Genomic DNA, 14,006 nt, shown 5'->3' with positions numbered 1-14,006 from the left:
CCCGTCAGGGCACCCAGCGCCGGAACACCAGGCTGGCGTTGACGCCGCCGAAGCCGAAGCCGTTCGATATCGCGCAGTCCATCGCGAGCGGCCGCGCCTCGAGGCGCACCAAGTCGAGCCCGCGGCTGGCAGCGTCGGGTTCGTGCAGGTTCAGCGTGGGCGGTGCCACCTGCCGGCGCAGCGCCATCGCGGTGAAGATCGCCTCGACCGCACCGGCGGCGCCCAGCAGGTGACCGGTCGCCGACTTGGTGGCGCTGATCGCGGGCCCCTGCACGCCGTCTGCGCCCGCCGTCGCGAAGATCGAGCGGATGGCGGCCAGTTCGCCGGCATCGCCGACCTGCGTCGAGGTGGCGTGCGCATTCAGGTGCTGCACCTGCGCCGGCTCGATGCCGGCTTGCTGCAATGCCAGCCGCATCGCCCGTGCGGCGCCGTTGCCGTCTTCCGGCCCGGCGGTGATGTGGTGGGCATCGGCGCTGGTGCCGTAGCCCACCAGTTCGACCAGCGGCGTCGCGCCGCGCGCGAGGGCGTGCTCGAGGGATTCGAGCACCAGCATGCCGGCGCCCTCGCCGACGACGAAGCCGTCGCGCTTCGCGTCGAACGGCCGCGAGGCCTGTGTCGGTGCGTCGTTGAAGCCGGTCGACAACGCGCGTGCCGCGGCAAAGCCCGCCTGCGTGACGAGGTCGATCGTCGACTCGGCACCGCCGCACAGCGCCACGTCGGCCTCGCCGCTGCGGATCAGCCGCGCACCGTCGCCCAGCGCCTGCACGCTGGCCGCGCAGGCCGTCACCGGAGAGCCGATCGGCCCGCGCAACCCATGGCGTATCGAGACGTGGCCGGCTGCCAGGTTGACGAGGAAGGACGGCACGACGAAGGGCGACAGCCGGCGCGGACCGCGCTGGTCGGTGGTGCGCACCGCCTGCGCGATCGCGGGAAAGCCACCGATGCCCGAGGCGATGACGGTCGCGGTGCGTTCCTGCGCGTGTTGCGTGCGCGGTTGCCAGCCGGCGTGGGCCAGCGCCTCGTCGGCCGCGGCGAGCGCCAGCGCGATGAAGCGGTCCATCTTCTTCTGGTCCTTGGCGGGCACGGCACGATCAAGGTCGAAGCCCGCGACCGGGTCCTCGCCGATCAACGGCACCGGGGCACCGACCTGCGCGTCGAGCCCTTCGCAATACTCGCCGGACAGGCGCCTCAAGCCGCTGGCACCGCCCAGCAGGCGCTGCCACACGGTCTCGACGCCGCAGCCCAGCGGCGTCACCAGGCCCATCCCGGTGACCACGACACGGATCGGGTGCGTCATGCGGAGGCCTTCGCCAGTGCGCGCACGACGGTCATCGCCGCGTCGAAGTCTTTCGCCTTGCCGGTGACACGTGCGGAGACCAGCGCGCCCTGGCAAGCCGCGAACACAGCGGCCGCAAGGGCCGAGGCTTCGGCCGGGGTGCGCTGCGCGTCCTGCGCCTTGAAGACGCGGGTGAGCCAGTCGATCTGGTCGGCGCGAAGCTTGCGCACCGCGGATTTCAACTCATCGCCGACGCAGTCCCAGCCCGCGGCGAACGAGCCGCCGGGACACACCGCCTGTCCGGCCGACATCGTGTTGCGATACATCGCGACGAACGCGTCCAGCGCGGCACCGGGTGCCTGGGGCGCCGATTCGCGCCATTCCGTGAAGCGCTGCGCCGCGGCGGCGAGCAGCTCGAGCCCCAGGGCTTCCTTCGACGGGAAGTGGTGGTGCAGGCTGGCCTTGCTGATGCCGATCTCCTGCGCGATGTCGTTGAAGCTGAACCCGAGGTAGGAACAGGTTCGAAGCATGCGGGCAGCAGCCTCGAACACCCGTTCCCGCGTCTCGCCGACGCCTGCGATCGAAGCACCCATGGAGAATCCTTGTCTACCTACCAGTAGACAGTATCGCACATGGTGCCCTCAGCCGAACAGCCCTGCCGCGGTGTACGCCGCGATGACCTGGTCGAAGGACTTCACATCGGCGCGCCCTCGCGCGATCAACTGAGCGCCTTCGATGGCGGCGAAGATGGCCAGCGCCTGCGATTCCAGGGCCTTCGGCTTCATCTGCGGCCGCCGCTCGCCCAGCACCTCGACCAGCCAGCGCGTGTTGACCGCCGTGAACCGGTCGACCTGCACGCGCACGGCGGCCGGCAGGTCGTCGTACTCGGCCGACATGATCCCGCACAGGCACATGCGGTTGTCGTTCTCCAGCGCCCGGCGAAAGACCGCGGTGTAGGTCGCCATGCGTTGCGCGTGATCTTGCGTCGACGCACGCAATGCATCGAAGAACGCCGCGGCCTCGTCGGTGTATTGGCTCGCCAATGCGGCCGCCAGGTCGCCCTTGGTCGGGAAGTGGTAATGCACGCTCGCGCTCTTGATGCCGACCTCTTTCGCAAGTTCACGAAAGCTCAGTGCGTTGTAGCCGTGTGACTGCACCGCGGCGCGGGCGGCCTGCATGATGGTTTCGCGCGTGTCTGTGCTCATCGGGCCACTTTAGCACACTACCTATCGGTAGATCAGATTGACGGATTCGGCGAACTTCGCCTACAGTTCGCCACTTACCTATCGACCGATAGGTAATCTATCAACCTGATGTTCAACCTGAATCCATCCATGAAGATCCATGACCGCCCCGGCTTCCCCAACCCTGCCCGCATCCGCATCGTGCTGGCCGAGAAAGGGCTCGACTCGCAGGTCGAGTTCCTGCCGGTCGACCTGATCGGTGCCGAGCACAAGCAGCCTGCGTTTCTTGCCCTGAATCCGTCGGGCGTGCTGCCGGTGCTCGAGCTCGACGACGGCACCTTCATCTCGGAGAGCACCGCCATCACCGAGTACCTCGACAACCTCGACGGCAAGCCGACGCTGACCGGCCGCAGCCCGCGCGAGAAGGCCTTGATCCACATGATGCAGCGGCGTGCCGAGGCGTACGTGCTGGACCCGGTGGGCGTCTACTTCCACCACGCCACGCCGGGGCTCGGCAGCGCATTGCAGGCCTTCAAAAGCCCCGACTGGCAGGGCCGTGCCGAGATGGGCCAGCGCGAAGGCGCGAAGGCCGTGGCCGGCATGAAGTATTTCAACGAGGTGCTGGAAGGCCAGCCCTTCGTGGCCGGCGACGCCTTCTCGATGGCCGACATCACCCTGTTCGCCGGGTTGATGTTCGCGGATGCCGCCGGGCTCGGGGTGGCCGCAGGGAACACCGCGCTGCTGCAATGGCGCGAGCGCGTCGCGCAGCTTCCCAGTGTGAAGAACCGCAGCGGCCAGGCCTTCCTGCCGGTCGACCTGAAGCGCATGGGGTTCTGAACGCCAGCCGCCGTGTTGAGCTTCGGCGTCCGGCGCCGGGCGAAGGCGCGCGGGGTCGGCTAAGCCTTTCTGTTCATGAAGCCCGACGGGTACATCGTTTGCCCGTCTGCAGGAAAGGCGGCCGGTCCACGGCCGCCCTCCAACCCACCGAGGGCATGCCATGAGCAACGACCGCACCACCTCCGCCGGGCGCAAGCCGCCGCGGGCCGAGCCCCTCCAACCCGACAAGCCGGGCGCCGGTGATGAACTGACCCGCGCGCCGGAAGAAGCCCCGCAACGAGGCGAAGCGACACGCGACAGCGCGCGCCGCCAGAAACAGCAAAGCGATACCGCGTTGGACAACGTCCGCAAAGGCTACGACTGACGGCCTGCGGCCGACGACACGACGGAGGGCGATTCCATGCAGGACATCAAAGGCAAGACCATCAGCTTGCGGCCGAACGCGCACCGCCTGGACAGTGGCCGGTGGGAGGCCGAACTGACGGCCTGGTGGGATCAAGGCGAGAACACCTTCGAACGCACGATCCTGCTGAACGGCGAGTTCGAGTCCGAAGACGCCGCGTTGCAGCATGCCGTACAGGAAGCGCAGCCGCTTGCCGCGTTGACCGAGGTGCCGCCGGCCTGGCTCGCCTGACCCTTGCGGCACGCCGGTTGCCCACCTTCGCTCGCGACAACACCCGGAGCTGAAGCATGGACCCACACGACGACAACCCGCTCTCCCGCCGTCAGATCGTCAGCGGCATGGCCACCGGCATCGCGGCCGTGGTCACCGGCCCGGCCATCGCGCAGGGTGCTGCCAGTGCTGCCTCGGGCGCGGCGCCCTCCCCGCTGGGCAACCCGGCCGAGAAGTACCCGAAGCCGCCCTTCCCGAACCAGTCCCAGCCGTGGCCGGGCCTCGCGGGCAAGATGCAGCCGCGGCCCGACCACGGCGAGACCAGCTACAGGGGCTCCGGCCGGCTGGCCGGGCGCAACGCGTTGATCACCGGCGGCGACAGCGGCATCGGGCGGGCCGCGGCCATCGCCTACGCACGCGAAGGCGCCAACGTCGCGATCAACTACCTGCCGGCCGAGGAACCCGACGCGCGCGAGGTGGTCCGGCTGATCCAGGCGGCAGGCCGCAAGGCGGTCGCGCTGCCCGGCGACATCCGCAGCGAGGCGTTCTGCCAGCGGCTGGTGAGCGATGCGGTGCAGCAACTGGGCGGGCTCGACATCCTCGTCAACAACGCCGGCCGGCAGCAGAGCCACGATTCGCTCACCGACATCAGCACCGAACAGTTCGACTGGACGATGAAGACCAACGTCTACGCGATGTTCTGGATCACCAAGGCCGCGCTCGCGCACCTGCAGCCGGGCTCGGCCATCATCAACACCGCCTCGGTCAACGCCTACGACCCGTCCGAGAACCTGATCGACTACGCGATGACCAAGGCGGCCATCATGAACTTCACCAAGGGGCTGGCGAAGCAGCTCGCGAAACAGGGCATCCGCGTCAACGGCGTCGCGCCCGGGCCCTTCTGGACCGCGCTGCAGGTCAGCGGCGGCCAGACGCAGGAGAAGCTCGCGAAGTTCGGCGGCGACACGCCGATGGGCCGCCCCGGCCAGCCGGCCGAGCTGGCACCGGTGTACGTGCAACTCGCGGCCGCCGAGGCGAGCTACATCACCGGGCAGATCTACGGTGCCTCCGGCGGGCGCGGCAATCCCTGACGCAAGCGATGCCCAAGGAGCCCGACGCAGGCGGCGCTGGTCCGGACGACAAGGCGGCCCGCGCACTGGCCCGCCTGCGCCGCAAGGCCGCCACCTGCAGGGAGTGCCCGCTGGGCGAGCGCGCGACGCAGACCGTCTGGGGTGAAGGCCTGCCCCATGCGCGCTGGATGTTCGTCGGCGAACAGCCCGGCGACCGCGAAGACCGCGAAGGCCATCCGTTCATCGGCCCCGCAGGCAAGCTGCTGGCCCAGGCGCTCGACGAACTCGGCTGGCCGCGCGAAGGCATCTACGTGACGAATGCCGTCAAGCACTTCAAGTTCGAATGGCGCGGCAAGATCCGCAAGCACAAGACGCCGGCGCAACTGGAGATCATCGCGTGCCACCACTGGCTCGAAAGCGAGATCGCGACCGTCCGCCCCGAGGTTGCCGTCGCGCTCGGTGGCACCGCCGCGCGGGCCTTGATGGGCAGGGCCGTGAAGGTGATGAGCGAGCGAGGGCATTGGCTGCAGCGGGAAGACGGGCTGCCGGTGCTCGTCACGCTGCACCCGGCTGCACTGCTCCGGGGCGACCCCGCGCAGCGCGAGGCCGCGGTGCGAGCATGGGTGGCGGATCTGCGCAAGGCGCAGCGCGGGCCCGGACGGTCGAAACCGGCTACCTGAGCGGCTTCACCGTCTGCTGGAACTCGCCGACCAACTCGCCCTGGGCCAGCACATGTCCCTTCATCGCCGCCAGCAGCGTGTCGCGGTCGGCACCGGGCTGGACCTCCAGCGTCGAATCGAGCGCGAAGACCTGGAAGTGGCTTCGCGTCCGGGTCCTCCATCACGATGGCGTATGACTTCGCGTTCGGCACGGCCGTCCATTGCAGGTGCGGAGAGATGCCGTCCGCGTACTCGCTGTGCTTGATCGGAACCGTGGCCCCGGGCGTGAAGCTGACGGATGAGATCGTCATCGATCCCGCGGTGCGTGTTTCATCGCACCGCCAGCCCCATCGGTCGCGCGATGTGCTTCTTGCCCCCATCGGTCAGGAAGCCGGTCACGAACGGCTCGAAGCGCTGCGGCGTGCCATTCGAGAAGCGCACGCGCACGATCTCGTAGCCCGACGCCGGATTGCGGTTCCACGAGCCGCGCATCGTGACGAACGCATCGCCGGTGTACTCCGGCGGGAACGAGCCGCCCGGGTAGAACACCATCTGCATCGGCGCGGCATGCGCCGTGTAGCCCATCACCATCGGCGTGCTCAGCGCCTTCCATTGCAGCTTGCCGATGTCGCCGACCGGCGTGCTCTGCGGATTGAAATCTCCGGCGCCCCACACGTGCGGCCACCCGTACTGCTTGCCGGCTTCGATCTTGTTGAGTTCCTCCGGCTGCACCTCGTCACCGAGAAAGTCGATCCCGTGGTCCATGCCCCACAGCTCGCCCGTGGTCGGATGCCACCCGAAGCCGATGGTGTTGCGCAAGCCGGTCGCGAAGATGGTGCGGCTCTTGCCGTCGGCCGACGCCCGCAGCAAGGTGGCGTTCTCTGGATTGCTCTCGTTGCACGCGTTGCAGGTCGAGCCCACGCTGATGTACAGCATGTTGTCCGGGCCGAACGCGATCGTGCGGTTGCCGTGCTGCCCGGCATCGGGCAGGTCGCCGACGATCATCTCCGGTGCACCGAGCGTTCCATCGGGCTGGATCGGCGCGACGAAGATCTCCTTCACCGTCACGAGGTACAGCTTGCCGTCGTGGATGGCCAGGCCGTGGGCGCCGGGCCGGCTCGCCACCTTGACCGGTGGCCCGTCGGCGCGGCCATCGCCATCGGCGTCCTTCAGCATCAGCACGTCGCCCTGGTCGCGCCGGCTCAGGTAAACCGTGCCGTCAGGTGCGACCACCAGGACACGGGCGTTCTTCAGGCCGCTGGCGAACACCGAGACCTTGAATCCCTGGGGCACCTTCAACGCGGCGATGCGATCGGGCGTCGCGTTCATCTTGGCGGGCTTGAAGACGTGGTGGAAGTCCCTGGCGTGGCGCCCGACGCGAGGTCGATGCGTGCAACGCAACGGCAACCGGTGTGCCCGTGCCCTTGGGCGACCTATCGCTTCGCGGACTTCGTCAGCGTGATCCACGCCGGCGCATGGTCGCTGGCCTTCGGCCATCCGCGCAGCTCCCGGTTCACCCCGACCGCCTTCAGGCGCTTCGCCGCCACGGCGTTCAGCAGCAGGTGATCGATCCGCAGCCCGGCGTTGCGCTGCCAGTGCTGGCGGAAGTAGTCCCAGAAGGTGTACAGCGGTTCCTGCGAACGCTTGCTGGCCAGCGCATCGGTCCAGCCCTGGTCCAGCAGGCGGCGGTAGGCGGCGCGGCTCTCGGGCTGCAGCAGCGCGTCCTTCAGCCACGAGCGGGTGTTGTAGATGTCCTTCACGTCGTCGGTGGGCACGACGTTGTAGTCGCCGGCGATGACCACCGGCTCCGGCCGGTCGACGAGCGACGCGGCATGCCGGATCAGCCGCTCGAACCACGCGAGCTTGTAGTCGAACTTCGGACCGGGTTGCGGGTTGCCGTTCGGCAGGTAGAGGCAGGCCACCAGCACCCCATTCACCGCAGCCTCGATGTAGCGGCTCTGCAGGTCCTTCGGGTCGCCCGGCAGGCCGCGTCGGGTCTCGATCGGCTCGACGCCCTTCGCGAGGAGCGCCACGCCGTTGTAGGCCTTCTCGCCGCTCCAGATCGCGCCATAGCCCGCCGCTTCGAGCTCGGCGCGCGGGAAGGTCGCCTGCGAGGTCTTCAGTTCCTGCAGGCAGACGACGTCCGGCTGGTCGGACGCCAGCCACGCCAGCAATGAGGCGAGACGCCCGCGCACGCCGTTGATGTTGTAGGTGGCGATCTTCATCGCCTCAGTCTTGCGCGGCGTTCGGCCCGCGGCTGTCGGAGCACGGACCATCGGTCTGTCGGACGATGCCTGCCGACGATTGCGGCCCCGTCCGGCACAACGGAGCTTCATGCCTGCCGACCATGCAGGCAATGCTCTGGCACCCCTGCCTGGGCAGATTCAGGAGAACACGATGTCTGACGACAAGAGCAAGGTGGGCGGCCAGGACCGCACCCGCATCAACGTCAACGAAGACTACGAGCTGCGCGACTGGGCGAAGAAGTTCAACGTGAGCCCCGACCGGCTGAAGGCCGCGGTGAAGGAAGTCGGCACGGCCGCCAGGGATGTCGAGAAGCACCTGGGCACGAAGCCTCGCTGACCCGCAGGCTGCAGTGCCATGTCACGGCAGATCATGATCATTCGCCATGCCGAGAAGCCCAGGCCCGGCGGTGACGACATCGCGATCGACGGCCACGGCGTCGCCGATCCCGGCGGCCTGTCGGTGCGAGGATGGCAACGCGCCGGCGCGCTGGTGCCCTACTTCGCGTCGCGAACGAGTTCGTCGCGGCAGCCCGGCATCACCCCGCCCACCGACATCTTTGCCGCGGCCTCGCACGGGCGCACCAAGCGCCCGGCGCTGACGGTCGCGCCGCTCGCGGCGGCGCTTCAGATCGAGGTGCAGGCCGAGCACCGCTCGGAAGGCGGTGAAGCCGAAGTGATCCGCCGCAGCCTCGCGGCTGCGGGGCCGGTGCTCATTTGCTGGCGGCATGAACAGATCCCTGCGCTGGCGGCCGCGCTCGGGGTGGCCGAAGCGGCATCGCGCCGCTGGGACGAGGACTGCTACGACGAGGTCTGGGTGTTCGCCCGCGAGGACGACCTGGGCTGGCGCTGGTCGGTGCAGCACCAATCCCTGCTCGCGGGCGACGCGTAGGCTAGCGGGCGGCGTTGCGCTTGCGCGTGGCGGCCGCCTTCTTCGCCGAGGCCGATCGCTCGGCTGCCGTGCGGCTGGCCGATGCCTGCCCGCCGATGCGGCCCCCCTTGCGCGACGGCTCGTGGTTCTCCGCCTTGCCGCGGCCGGAGCCGGACTTCTTGCCGCCACCCGTTTCCTTGTTCACCGTGGCCCAGGCCCGGCGTTCGGCCTCGTCCTTGGCGACACCCTGATGCTCGTAGCCCTTCTCGATGTGCTCGGCCTGGCGTTGCTGCTTGTCGGTGTACGACGACTTGTCACCTCTCGGCATGATCGCTCCTTGAAGTCCAGGGCCTGACGATGCCGCGAGCAAGCGACCTCGTCAGCCGGACAGCGGTGCAAGCGCATGTCAGTCTATTCGCACACGACTTTCGAGGCACGGCGCCCACCTCGGCCTCGCCTGCTCAGGCCTGCGTCGTGCCCGCCTGTGACTCGGTAGCCGGCACGGCGATGCCCAGGGCCAGCGCCGTGCTCAGGAACCACAGGATCTCGAAGGCCGAGAGCCGGCCCGCCGCGGCCGCTTCGCCAACGCCCATGGCGCGCTGCGTCCAGGCGGTCACCAGCCGCGGCGTGCTCGGGCGCGCGAGGGCCGCAGGCTCGGGCGACCGTGTGAGCTGGTAGCGGCCATTGATGGTGCGGGGCGAGACGCCCTGGTCGATGAGGACGTGCGTCAGGCCCCACAGCAAGGTCGACAGCCGCAAGGTGTGGGTCGCACCCGGCCACGAAACGGCGTCGGGCGCGCGTTGCGGGTCGGCCAGATGCAACGGCCGCACCAGCAGCTCGGCCTGCGGCAGCGAGCTCGTGATGTCACCCGTGCGGAAGTCGACGACCAGGCCGTGCCCGTCACCCACGCCGAACAGCGTTCGTCGACGCTCGCCGGCGAGCAGTGCCCCGACCAGCAGGTCCCGCAATGCATGCAGCGCCATGCGGGCATGCTCGCGCTGCACGGCGCCGCGCGCCAGCTCGTACAGCGCTGCGGCGGCTTCGAGCACACCGGTCATCTCGCCGACCCGCAGCGGCGAGGCCACCGACAGGCCGCGCGGCGAGTCGGCCGGCGTCGCGCCGCGTGGCGTGAGCCGAACCAGCACCCGCGGTGGCGAGACGTACTGCGACCAGTCGTGCGGCACGAAGAGCGTGGTGCAGGCGGTGGCGTCTTCTACCCAGCGCAGGCGCAGGCCGGCCTGGCCGTCGAGCATGCGCGTCATCGAGACCAGCACAGCACGATCGCGTGCATCGAGGCCCAGCGCGGCGATGTCGAGCGCACGCCCCGGCGGCGATGCGCTCGCAGAGGCGGGGCCGGCAGCAGGGGGGCCGAGGTGTTCGGATGATTCAGGCATCGGGCGGGTCGAGTGCTCGCAGAGTGCACCGACGGTCAGTCTAGCGACTCAACAGATCGTCGAAGGCTGGTGGAGCCCTTCATAATCAAAACCTGACCCCCGCTTGTTCGAGATGCCGATCTTTCATCATGGATAAATTCTTGCTGCAGCGGCAAGTGCTGGAACGGCTCGCCGAAGACCTGCTGCAAGCCGAACAGGCAATGCGGGCGGCCCATGAAACGGCGACTCACGAAGAAAACGTCGCCGAAAACAAATACGACACATTGGGACTCGAAGCCGCCTACCTGGCCACCGGCCAAGCTCGTCGCGCCGAAGCCATCCGCCAGACGATGGCCCATTGGCGCCAATTCCGCCCGCGCCCCTACGACGCCAGCAAAGGCATACAGCTCGGCGCGCTGGTCTGCCTGGTCGATTCCGACGACAAGCAGCAACAGCTCTTTCTCGGCCCGGATGGAGGCAGCATGAAGTTGGTCAGCGGCGGTCAGCTCGTTCAGGTCATCAGCAGCGAAGCCCCTTTGGGCAGGGCCATGCTGGGCAAATGCGAGGGTGATGAGGTGTCGATACAGGTCGCTCCAATCCGACAGCAGTTTGAGGTGCTGCGGGTTCATTGAGCCGCTCCTGCGAGTTGCGCGTCACCTGTCCCAGAAACTGATCCTCGCTGACGCCTGCGGTGAGCCATCTGCGGGCACGAGCCAACCGTGTCCATGGTGCCGGCGGCGGGACTTGAACCCGCATCTCCGTGAAGAGGAGGGATTTTAAGTCCCTTGCGTATACCGATTTCGCCACGCCGGCAGCGGGCACATCGAGCGGCGATTATCAATGCATGCGTCGAGGTCGGGCGGCCTCGGCCATGATCCATACCTCCCTCTTCCTCCGACACGCCCATGCCCGCGACCCGCCTCGAACACGACAGCCTCGGCGACATCGCCGTCCCCGCCGACGCCCTCTACGGCGCGCAGACCCAGCGCGCGGTGCTCAACTTCCCGGTCAGCGGCGGCCGGCTGCCGGCTGCCTTCATCCGCGCGCTGATCCAGCTGAAGCTCGCCGCCGCTCGCGCCAATGCGCGCCTGGGCACGATCGAGCCCGACACCGCGCAGGCGATCGAGGCCGCCTGCCGCGAGCTGCTCGACGGCGACTTCATGCCGCACTTCCCGCTCGACGTGTTCCAGACCGGCTCGGGCACCAGCTCCAACATGAACGCCAACGAGGTGATCGCGACGCTCGCGACGCGCCGCCTCGGCCGCCCGGTCTCGGCGAACGACCACGTGAACCACGGCCAGAGCAGCAACGACGTGATCCCGAGCGCGATCCACGTCAGCGCCGGCGTCGTGCTCGCCGAACAGCTGCTGCCTGCTCTGCACCACCTGTCGAAGGTGACGCGCGACAAGGCCCGCAGCGTGCACGAGCACGTGAAGACCGGCCGCACCCACCTGATGGACGCGATGCCGGTGCGGCTGAGCCAGGTGCTCGGCGGCTGGGCCTCGCAGGTCGACGCGCAGATCGCGCGGCTCGAGGCGCTGCGCGCCGACTTGGCCCAGCTCGCGCTCGGCGGCACCGCCGTCGGCACCGGCGTCAATGCGCACCCCGATTTCGCGCGGCTGGCCTGCGAAGAGCTCACCGGCCTCACGCGCCAGGTGTTCCGCCCGGGCGACGACTATTTCGCGCTGATGGGCGCGCAGGACACCGCGGTCGCCGTCTCCGGCCAGCTCAAGGGCCTGGCCGCCAGCCTGATGAAGATCGCCAACGACCTGCGCTGGATGAACTCCGGCCCGCTGGCCGGCCTCGGCGAGATCGAGCTGCAGGCGCTGCAGCCCGGCTCGTCGATCATGCCCGGCAAGGTCAACCCGGTGATCCCGGAAGCGACCACGATGGTTGCCGCCCAGGTGATCGGCAACGACGCGGCCATCACCATTGCCGGCCAGTCCGGCAACTTCGAGCTGAACGTGATGCTGCCGCTGGTCGCGCGCAACCTGGTCGAGAGCTTGGAGCTGCTGGCCAACGTCAGCCGCCTGCTGGCCGACAAGTCGATCGCCGGCTTCACCGTGCGGGGCGATCGTTTGCGCGATGCGTTGTCGCGCAACCCGATCCTGGTGACCGCGTTGAACCCGCTGATCGGCTATGCGCGCGCCGCCGAGATCGCGAAGCAGGCCTACCGGGAAGGCCGCCCGATCATTGATGTGGCCGATGAACAAACCGAGCTCGGCCGCGCCGAACTCGAGCGCTTGCTCGACCCGTCGCGCCTCGCCGATGGCGAGGGCGAAGGCGGGGGTGGCGGCTGAACGCGTCGAGGTCACACGAGGAAACACTCATGCAACGAAAAAGGCATGTCGTCCTACAAATTGAGGGTGCCGACAGCGTTAGAGTGCCGATCACGGAGCCGCAGTTACCTCCTCCCTCCTCCCAATGACACTGCGGCTTCTTCAGGCGGATGGTGCTTGCACCATCCGCTTTTTCTTTGGGGAGGCAGCTTCAACAATGCGCCAGCCGCGACGGCTCGGTGTGCGCGATCTCCCGACCCACCGACACCGCATACGACAGCGCAGCATTGCGCGAGATCCAGCGGTGGCCGCCGGCCAGGCAGGTGTCGCGGTACACCTCGCAGGGCGTGTTCACCGCGCCGCGCACGCGGCTCACGACGACCGCGGCGGTGTAGCCGCGGCCCCGGCCGCTGTCTGCCGCGGCCACGTAGATCCGGAAATCACCCTCGTTGAACTGCTGATCGAACTGCATCTCGCGCTCCACGCCGGCAACCGCTGCCGCGAGGCGAGACTATGTTCGATGCGTCCCGGCGAATCCATCCACCTGATTGATGCCCTCTTCCGGGGGCGGTGTCGGATCGCGGCTTCAGGTCAAAGCGACTGCAGGATCTCCTTGCGCTTCTGCTTGTACTCGTCGTCGGTGATCAGGCCCTTGTCGCGCAGCTGCTTCAGCGCGTTCAGGCGGCGTTCGATCTCGTCGGCCTTGGCATCGGCCGGCTGGACGATCGGCGCGGCCGGTGCCGGCACCGGTGCCGCGACCACCGGCGGCGCGGCCGGCGGTGTCGCAAACGTGGTGGCGGCCGCAGGCGGCGGGGCCACCAGCACCATCGGCGGCGGGGGCGGCTGCACCGGTGCGGTGGTGGCCTGGGTCAGCGACACCGTCAGCCAATCGGCGCGGCGGTTGCTCGCGCTGGCACTGGCCAGCTTCACATCCGACGCCTTGCCGCGCGTGCCGTAGATGAAGTTCGGCGACATGCTGGTCGAGCGCACGATGTGCACGAAATCGAAGCCGGTGTCGTGGGCGATGAAGTTCAGGTTGCCGCCTTCGATGAACAGCCGGGCAGTGACGGCCGTCGGAGGCGCCAGGAAACCCTCGCGCCGCGCGCTCGACACCAGCAGCACGTCATCGCCGGGCTCGGCGTTGGCGAAGGCCTGGGCGATCGGCTCGCTGATCTCGACCAGCTCTTCGGCATCGAACAGCGCCTGCTGCTTGCCGCGCATGTCGACCGACTTGAACTGGCCCAGCGCCAGCCGCAGCGCGTCGACGTTCAGCTTCACCGGGTGCTGGTTCTCCGGGGCACCCGCCTCACGGGCCAGCAGTTGCACGGTGCTGAATTCGCGGATGCGCCAGATGCGCCGTTTGGCCTGCGCACCGTTCGGATCGGCCTGCGCAGCCTCGCGGCCGCGGATCGACTCGAACAGGCCGGCGGCCTGTGCCGATCCCACATTGCTTGCGACGATGGCTGACACGACACCCAGCTTCAGCCAGAGAGATGCTCGTTTCACGGTAGGTCGGTCCTCGGAATGCGGGGGAAATCGGCGCGTCGCCGGCGGATTGCACCAGCGACGCGGGTCGCATTGTAGTTTTGCAACACGACCCC

18 protein-coding genes, 1 tRNA gene and 1 pseudogene are annotated in these 14,006 nt (G+C 68.6%); 9 read left to right on the top strand and 11 right to left on the bottom strand.

Annotated elements, in window-relative coordinates; genetic code table 11:
• Window positions 1-4 precede the first annotated feature (4 nt).
• The 3 genes from fabF to BUE42_RS07735 are packed head-to-tail and all read right to left on the bottom strand — an operon-like array spanning window position 5 to window position 2,481.
• Window positions 5-1,297 carry a beta-ketoacyl-ACP synthase II gene (gene fabF, locus BUE42_RS07745; protein ID WP_073464020.1) on the bottom strand — a complete coding sequence of 431 codons (1,293 nt, stop codon included), beginning with the start codon at window positions 1,295-1,297 and terminating at the stop codon, window positions 5-7.
• Window positions 1,294-1,869 (bottom strand): TetR/AcrR family transcriptional regulator, encoded by a 576-nt coding sequence (locus BUE42_RS07740; RefSeq protein WP_073464019.1) that lies wholly within the window; start codon window positions 1,867-1,869, stop codon window positions 1,294-1,296. Before BUE42_RS07740 ends, fabF begins: the two co-directional genes overlap by 4 nt.
• 48 nt (window positions 1,870-1,917) lie before the next feature.
• Window positions 1,918-2,481 carry a TetR/AcrR family transcriptional regulator gene (locus tag BUE42_RS07735; RefSeq protein WP_073464018.1) on the bottom strand — a complete coding sequence of 188 codons (564 nt, stop codon included), beginning with the start codon at window positions 2,479-2,481 and terminating at the stop codon, window positions 1,918-1,920.
• A 129-nt stretch (window positions 2,482-2,610) separates the two neighbouring features.
• On the opposite strand from BUE42_RS07735, the gene BUE42_RS07730 reads away from it, so the two are divergent.
• The 5 genes from BUE42_RS07730 to BUE42_RS07710 all read left to right on the top strand — a co-directional run bounded on the left by BUE42_RS07730 (window position 2,611) and on the right by BUE42_RS07710 (window position 5,660).
• Entirely contained in the window at window positions 2,611-3,297 is a 687-nt protein-coding gene (locus tag BUE42_RS07730) for a glutathione S-transferase family protein (RefSeq protein ID WP_073464120.1), read from the top strand.
• A 160-nt stretch (window positions 3,298-3,457) separates the two neighbouring features.
• On the top strand, window positions 3,458-3,661 hold the full coding sequence (locus BUE42_RS07725; RefSeq protein ID WP_073464017.1) for a hypothetical protein: 204 nt from the start codon (window positions 3,458-3,460) through the stop codon (window positions 3,659-3,661).
• Between the two features lie 36 nt (window positions 3,662-3,697).
• Complete coding sequence (locus BUE42_RS07720; protein ID WP_073464016.1) at window positions 3,698-3,931, top strand: hypothetical protein; 234 nt, start codon at window positions 3,698-3,700, stop codon at window positions 3,929-3,931.
• 56 nt (window positions 3,932-3,987) lie between these two features.
• Window positions 3,988-5,001, top strand: a complete 1,014-nt coding sequence (locus BUE42_RS07715; protein WP_073464015.1) for an SDR family oxidoreductase — start codon at window positions 3,988-3,990, stop codon at window positions 4,999-5,001.
• A gap of 8 nt (window positions 5,002-5,009) precedes the next feature.
• The gene (locus BUE42_RS07710; protein WP_073464014.1) at window positions 5,010-5,660 is read left to right on the top strand and encodes a UdgX family uracil-DNA binding protein; all 651 of its coding nucleotides are present in this window, start codon (window positions 5,010-5,012) and stop codon (window positions 5,658-5,660) included.
• Window positions 5,661-5,845: 185 nt separating this feature from the next.
• On the opposite strand, the pseudogene BUE42_RS33665 reads toward BUE42_RS07710, so the two are convergent.
• From BUE42_RS33665 to xth, 3 genes and pseudogenes are all read right to left on the bottom strand, one after another.
• Window positions 5,846-5,950 (bottom strand): annotated as a pseudogene (locus tag BUE42_RS33665) (YbhB/YbcL family Raf kinase inhibitor-like protein); the annotation flags it as partial.
• A 19-nt stretch (window positions 5,951-5,969) separates the two neighbouring features.
• A complete protein-coding gene (locus BUE42_RS07700) occupies window positions 5,970-6,968 on the bottom strand; it encodes a PQQ-dependent sugar dehydrogenase (protein WP_073464013.1) in 999 nt (332 codons plus the stop codon).
• Between the two features lie 104 nt (window positions 6,969-7,072).
• Window positions 7,073-7,864, bottom strand: coding sequence for an exodeoxyribonuclease III (gene xth / locus BUE42_RS07695; RefSeq protein ID WP_073464012.1), 792 nt, complete (start codon window positions 7,862-7,864; stop codon window positions 7,073-7,075).
• A 172-nt stretch (window positions 7,865-8,036) separates the two neighbouring features.
• Between xth and BUE42_RS07690 the strand changes: the two genes are divergently transcribed.
• Window positions 8,037-8,222, top strand: coding sequence for a DUF3606 domain-containing protein (locus BUE42_RS07690; protein ID WP_073464011.1), 186 nt, complete (start codon window positions 8,037-8,039; stop codon window positions 8,220-8,222).
• An 18-nt stretch (window positions 8,223-8,240) separates the two neighbouring features.
• On the top strand, window positions 8,241-8,774 hold the full coding sequence (locus BUE42_RS07685; RefSeq protein WP_073464010.1) for a hypothetical protein: 534 nt from the start codon (window positions 8,241-8,243) through the stop codon (window positions 8,772-8,774).
• Window position 8,775: 1 nt separating this feature from the next.
• On the opposite strand, the gene BUE42_RS07680 is transcribed toward BUE42_RS07685, so the two are convergent.
• Complete coding sequence (locus tag BUE42_RS07680) at window positions 8,776-9,081, bottom strand: plasmid stabilization protein (protein WP_073464009.1); 306 nt, start codon at window positions 9,079-9,081, stop codon at window positions 8,776-8,778.
• A gap of 133 nt (window positions 9,082-9,214) precedes the next feature.
• Window positions 9,215-10,147 (bottom strand): hypothetical protein, encoded by a 933-nt coding sequence (locus BUE42_RS07675; protein ID WP_143171362.1) that lies wholly within the window; start codon window positions 10,145-10,147, stop codon window positions 9,215-9,217.
• A gap of 128 nt (window positions 10,148-10,275) precedes the next feature.
• On the opposite strand from BUE42_RS07675, the gene BUE42_RS07670 reads away from it, so the two are divergent.
• Window positions 10,276-10,758: a GreA/GreB family elongation factor gene (locus BUE42_RS07670; RefSeq protein ID WP_073464007.1), complete on the top strand. Its 483-nt coding sequence runs from the start codon at window positions 10,276-10,278 to the stop codon at window positions 10,756-10,758.
• Window positions 10,759-10,852: 94 nt separating this feature from the next.
• Here the strand turns inward: BUE42_RS07670 and BUE42_RS07665 are convergent.
• Window positions 10,853-10,939: transfer RNA gene (locus tag BUE42_RS07665), tRNA-Leu, on the bottom strand.
• A 92-nt stretch (window positions 10,940-11,031) separates the two neighbouring features.
• Between BUE42_RS07665 and BUE42_RS07660 the strand changes: the two genes are divergently transcribed.
• Window positions 11,032-12,426 (top strand): class II fumarate hydratase, encoded by a 1,395-nt coding sequence (locus BUE42_RS07660; protein ID WP_073464006.1) that lies wholly within the window; start codon window positions 11,032-11,034, stop codon window positions 12,424-12,426.
• A gap of 190 nt (window positions 12,427-12,616) precedes the next feature.
• Here the strand turns inward: BUE42_RS07660 and BUE42_RS07655 are convergent, their stop codons facing one another.
• The gene (locus BUE42_RS07655) at window positions 12,617-12,877 is read right to left on the bottom strand and encodes a hypothetical protein (protein ID WP_073464119.1); all 261 of its coding nucleotides are present in this window, start codon (window positions 12,875-12,877) and stop codon (window positions 12,617-12,619) included.
• A 119-nt stretch (window positions 12,878-12,996) separates the two neighbouring features.
• Window positions 12,997-13,911 carry an SHOCT domain-containing protein gene (locus BUE42_RS07650; protein ID WP_143171361.1) on the bottom strand — a complete coding sequence of 305 codons (915 nt, stop codon included), beginning with the start codon at window positions 13,909-13,911 and terminating at the stop codon, window positions 12,997-12,999.
• Window positions 13,912-14,006 lie beyond the last annotated feature (95 nt).

The organism is Rhizobacter sp. OV335 (genome assembly GCF_900142965.1).
GTDB lineage: Bacteria > Pseudomonadota > Gammaproteobacteria > Burkholderiales > Burkholderiaceae_C > Rhizobacter.
Note: the sequence above shows the minus strand (reverse complement) of the source record. Positions and strands in the feature narration are given on the sequence as shown.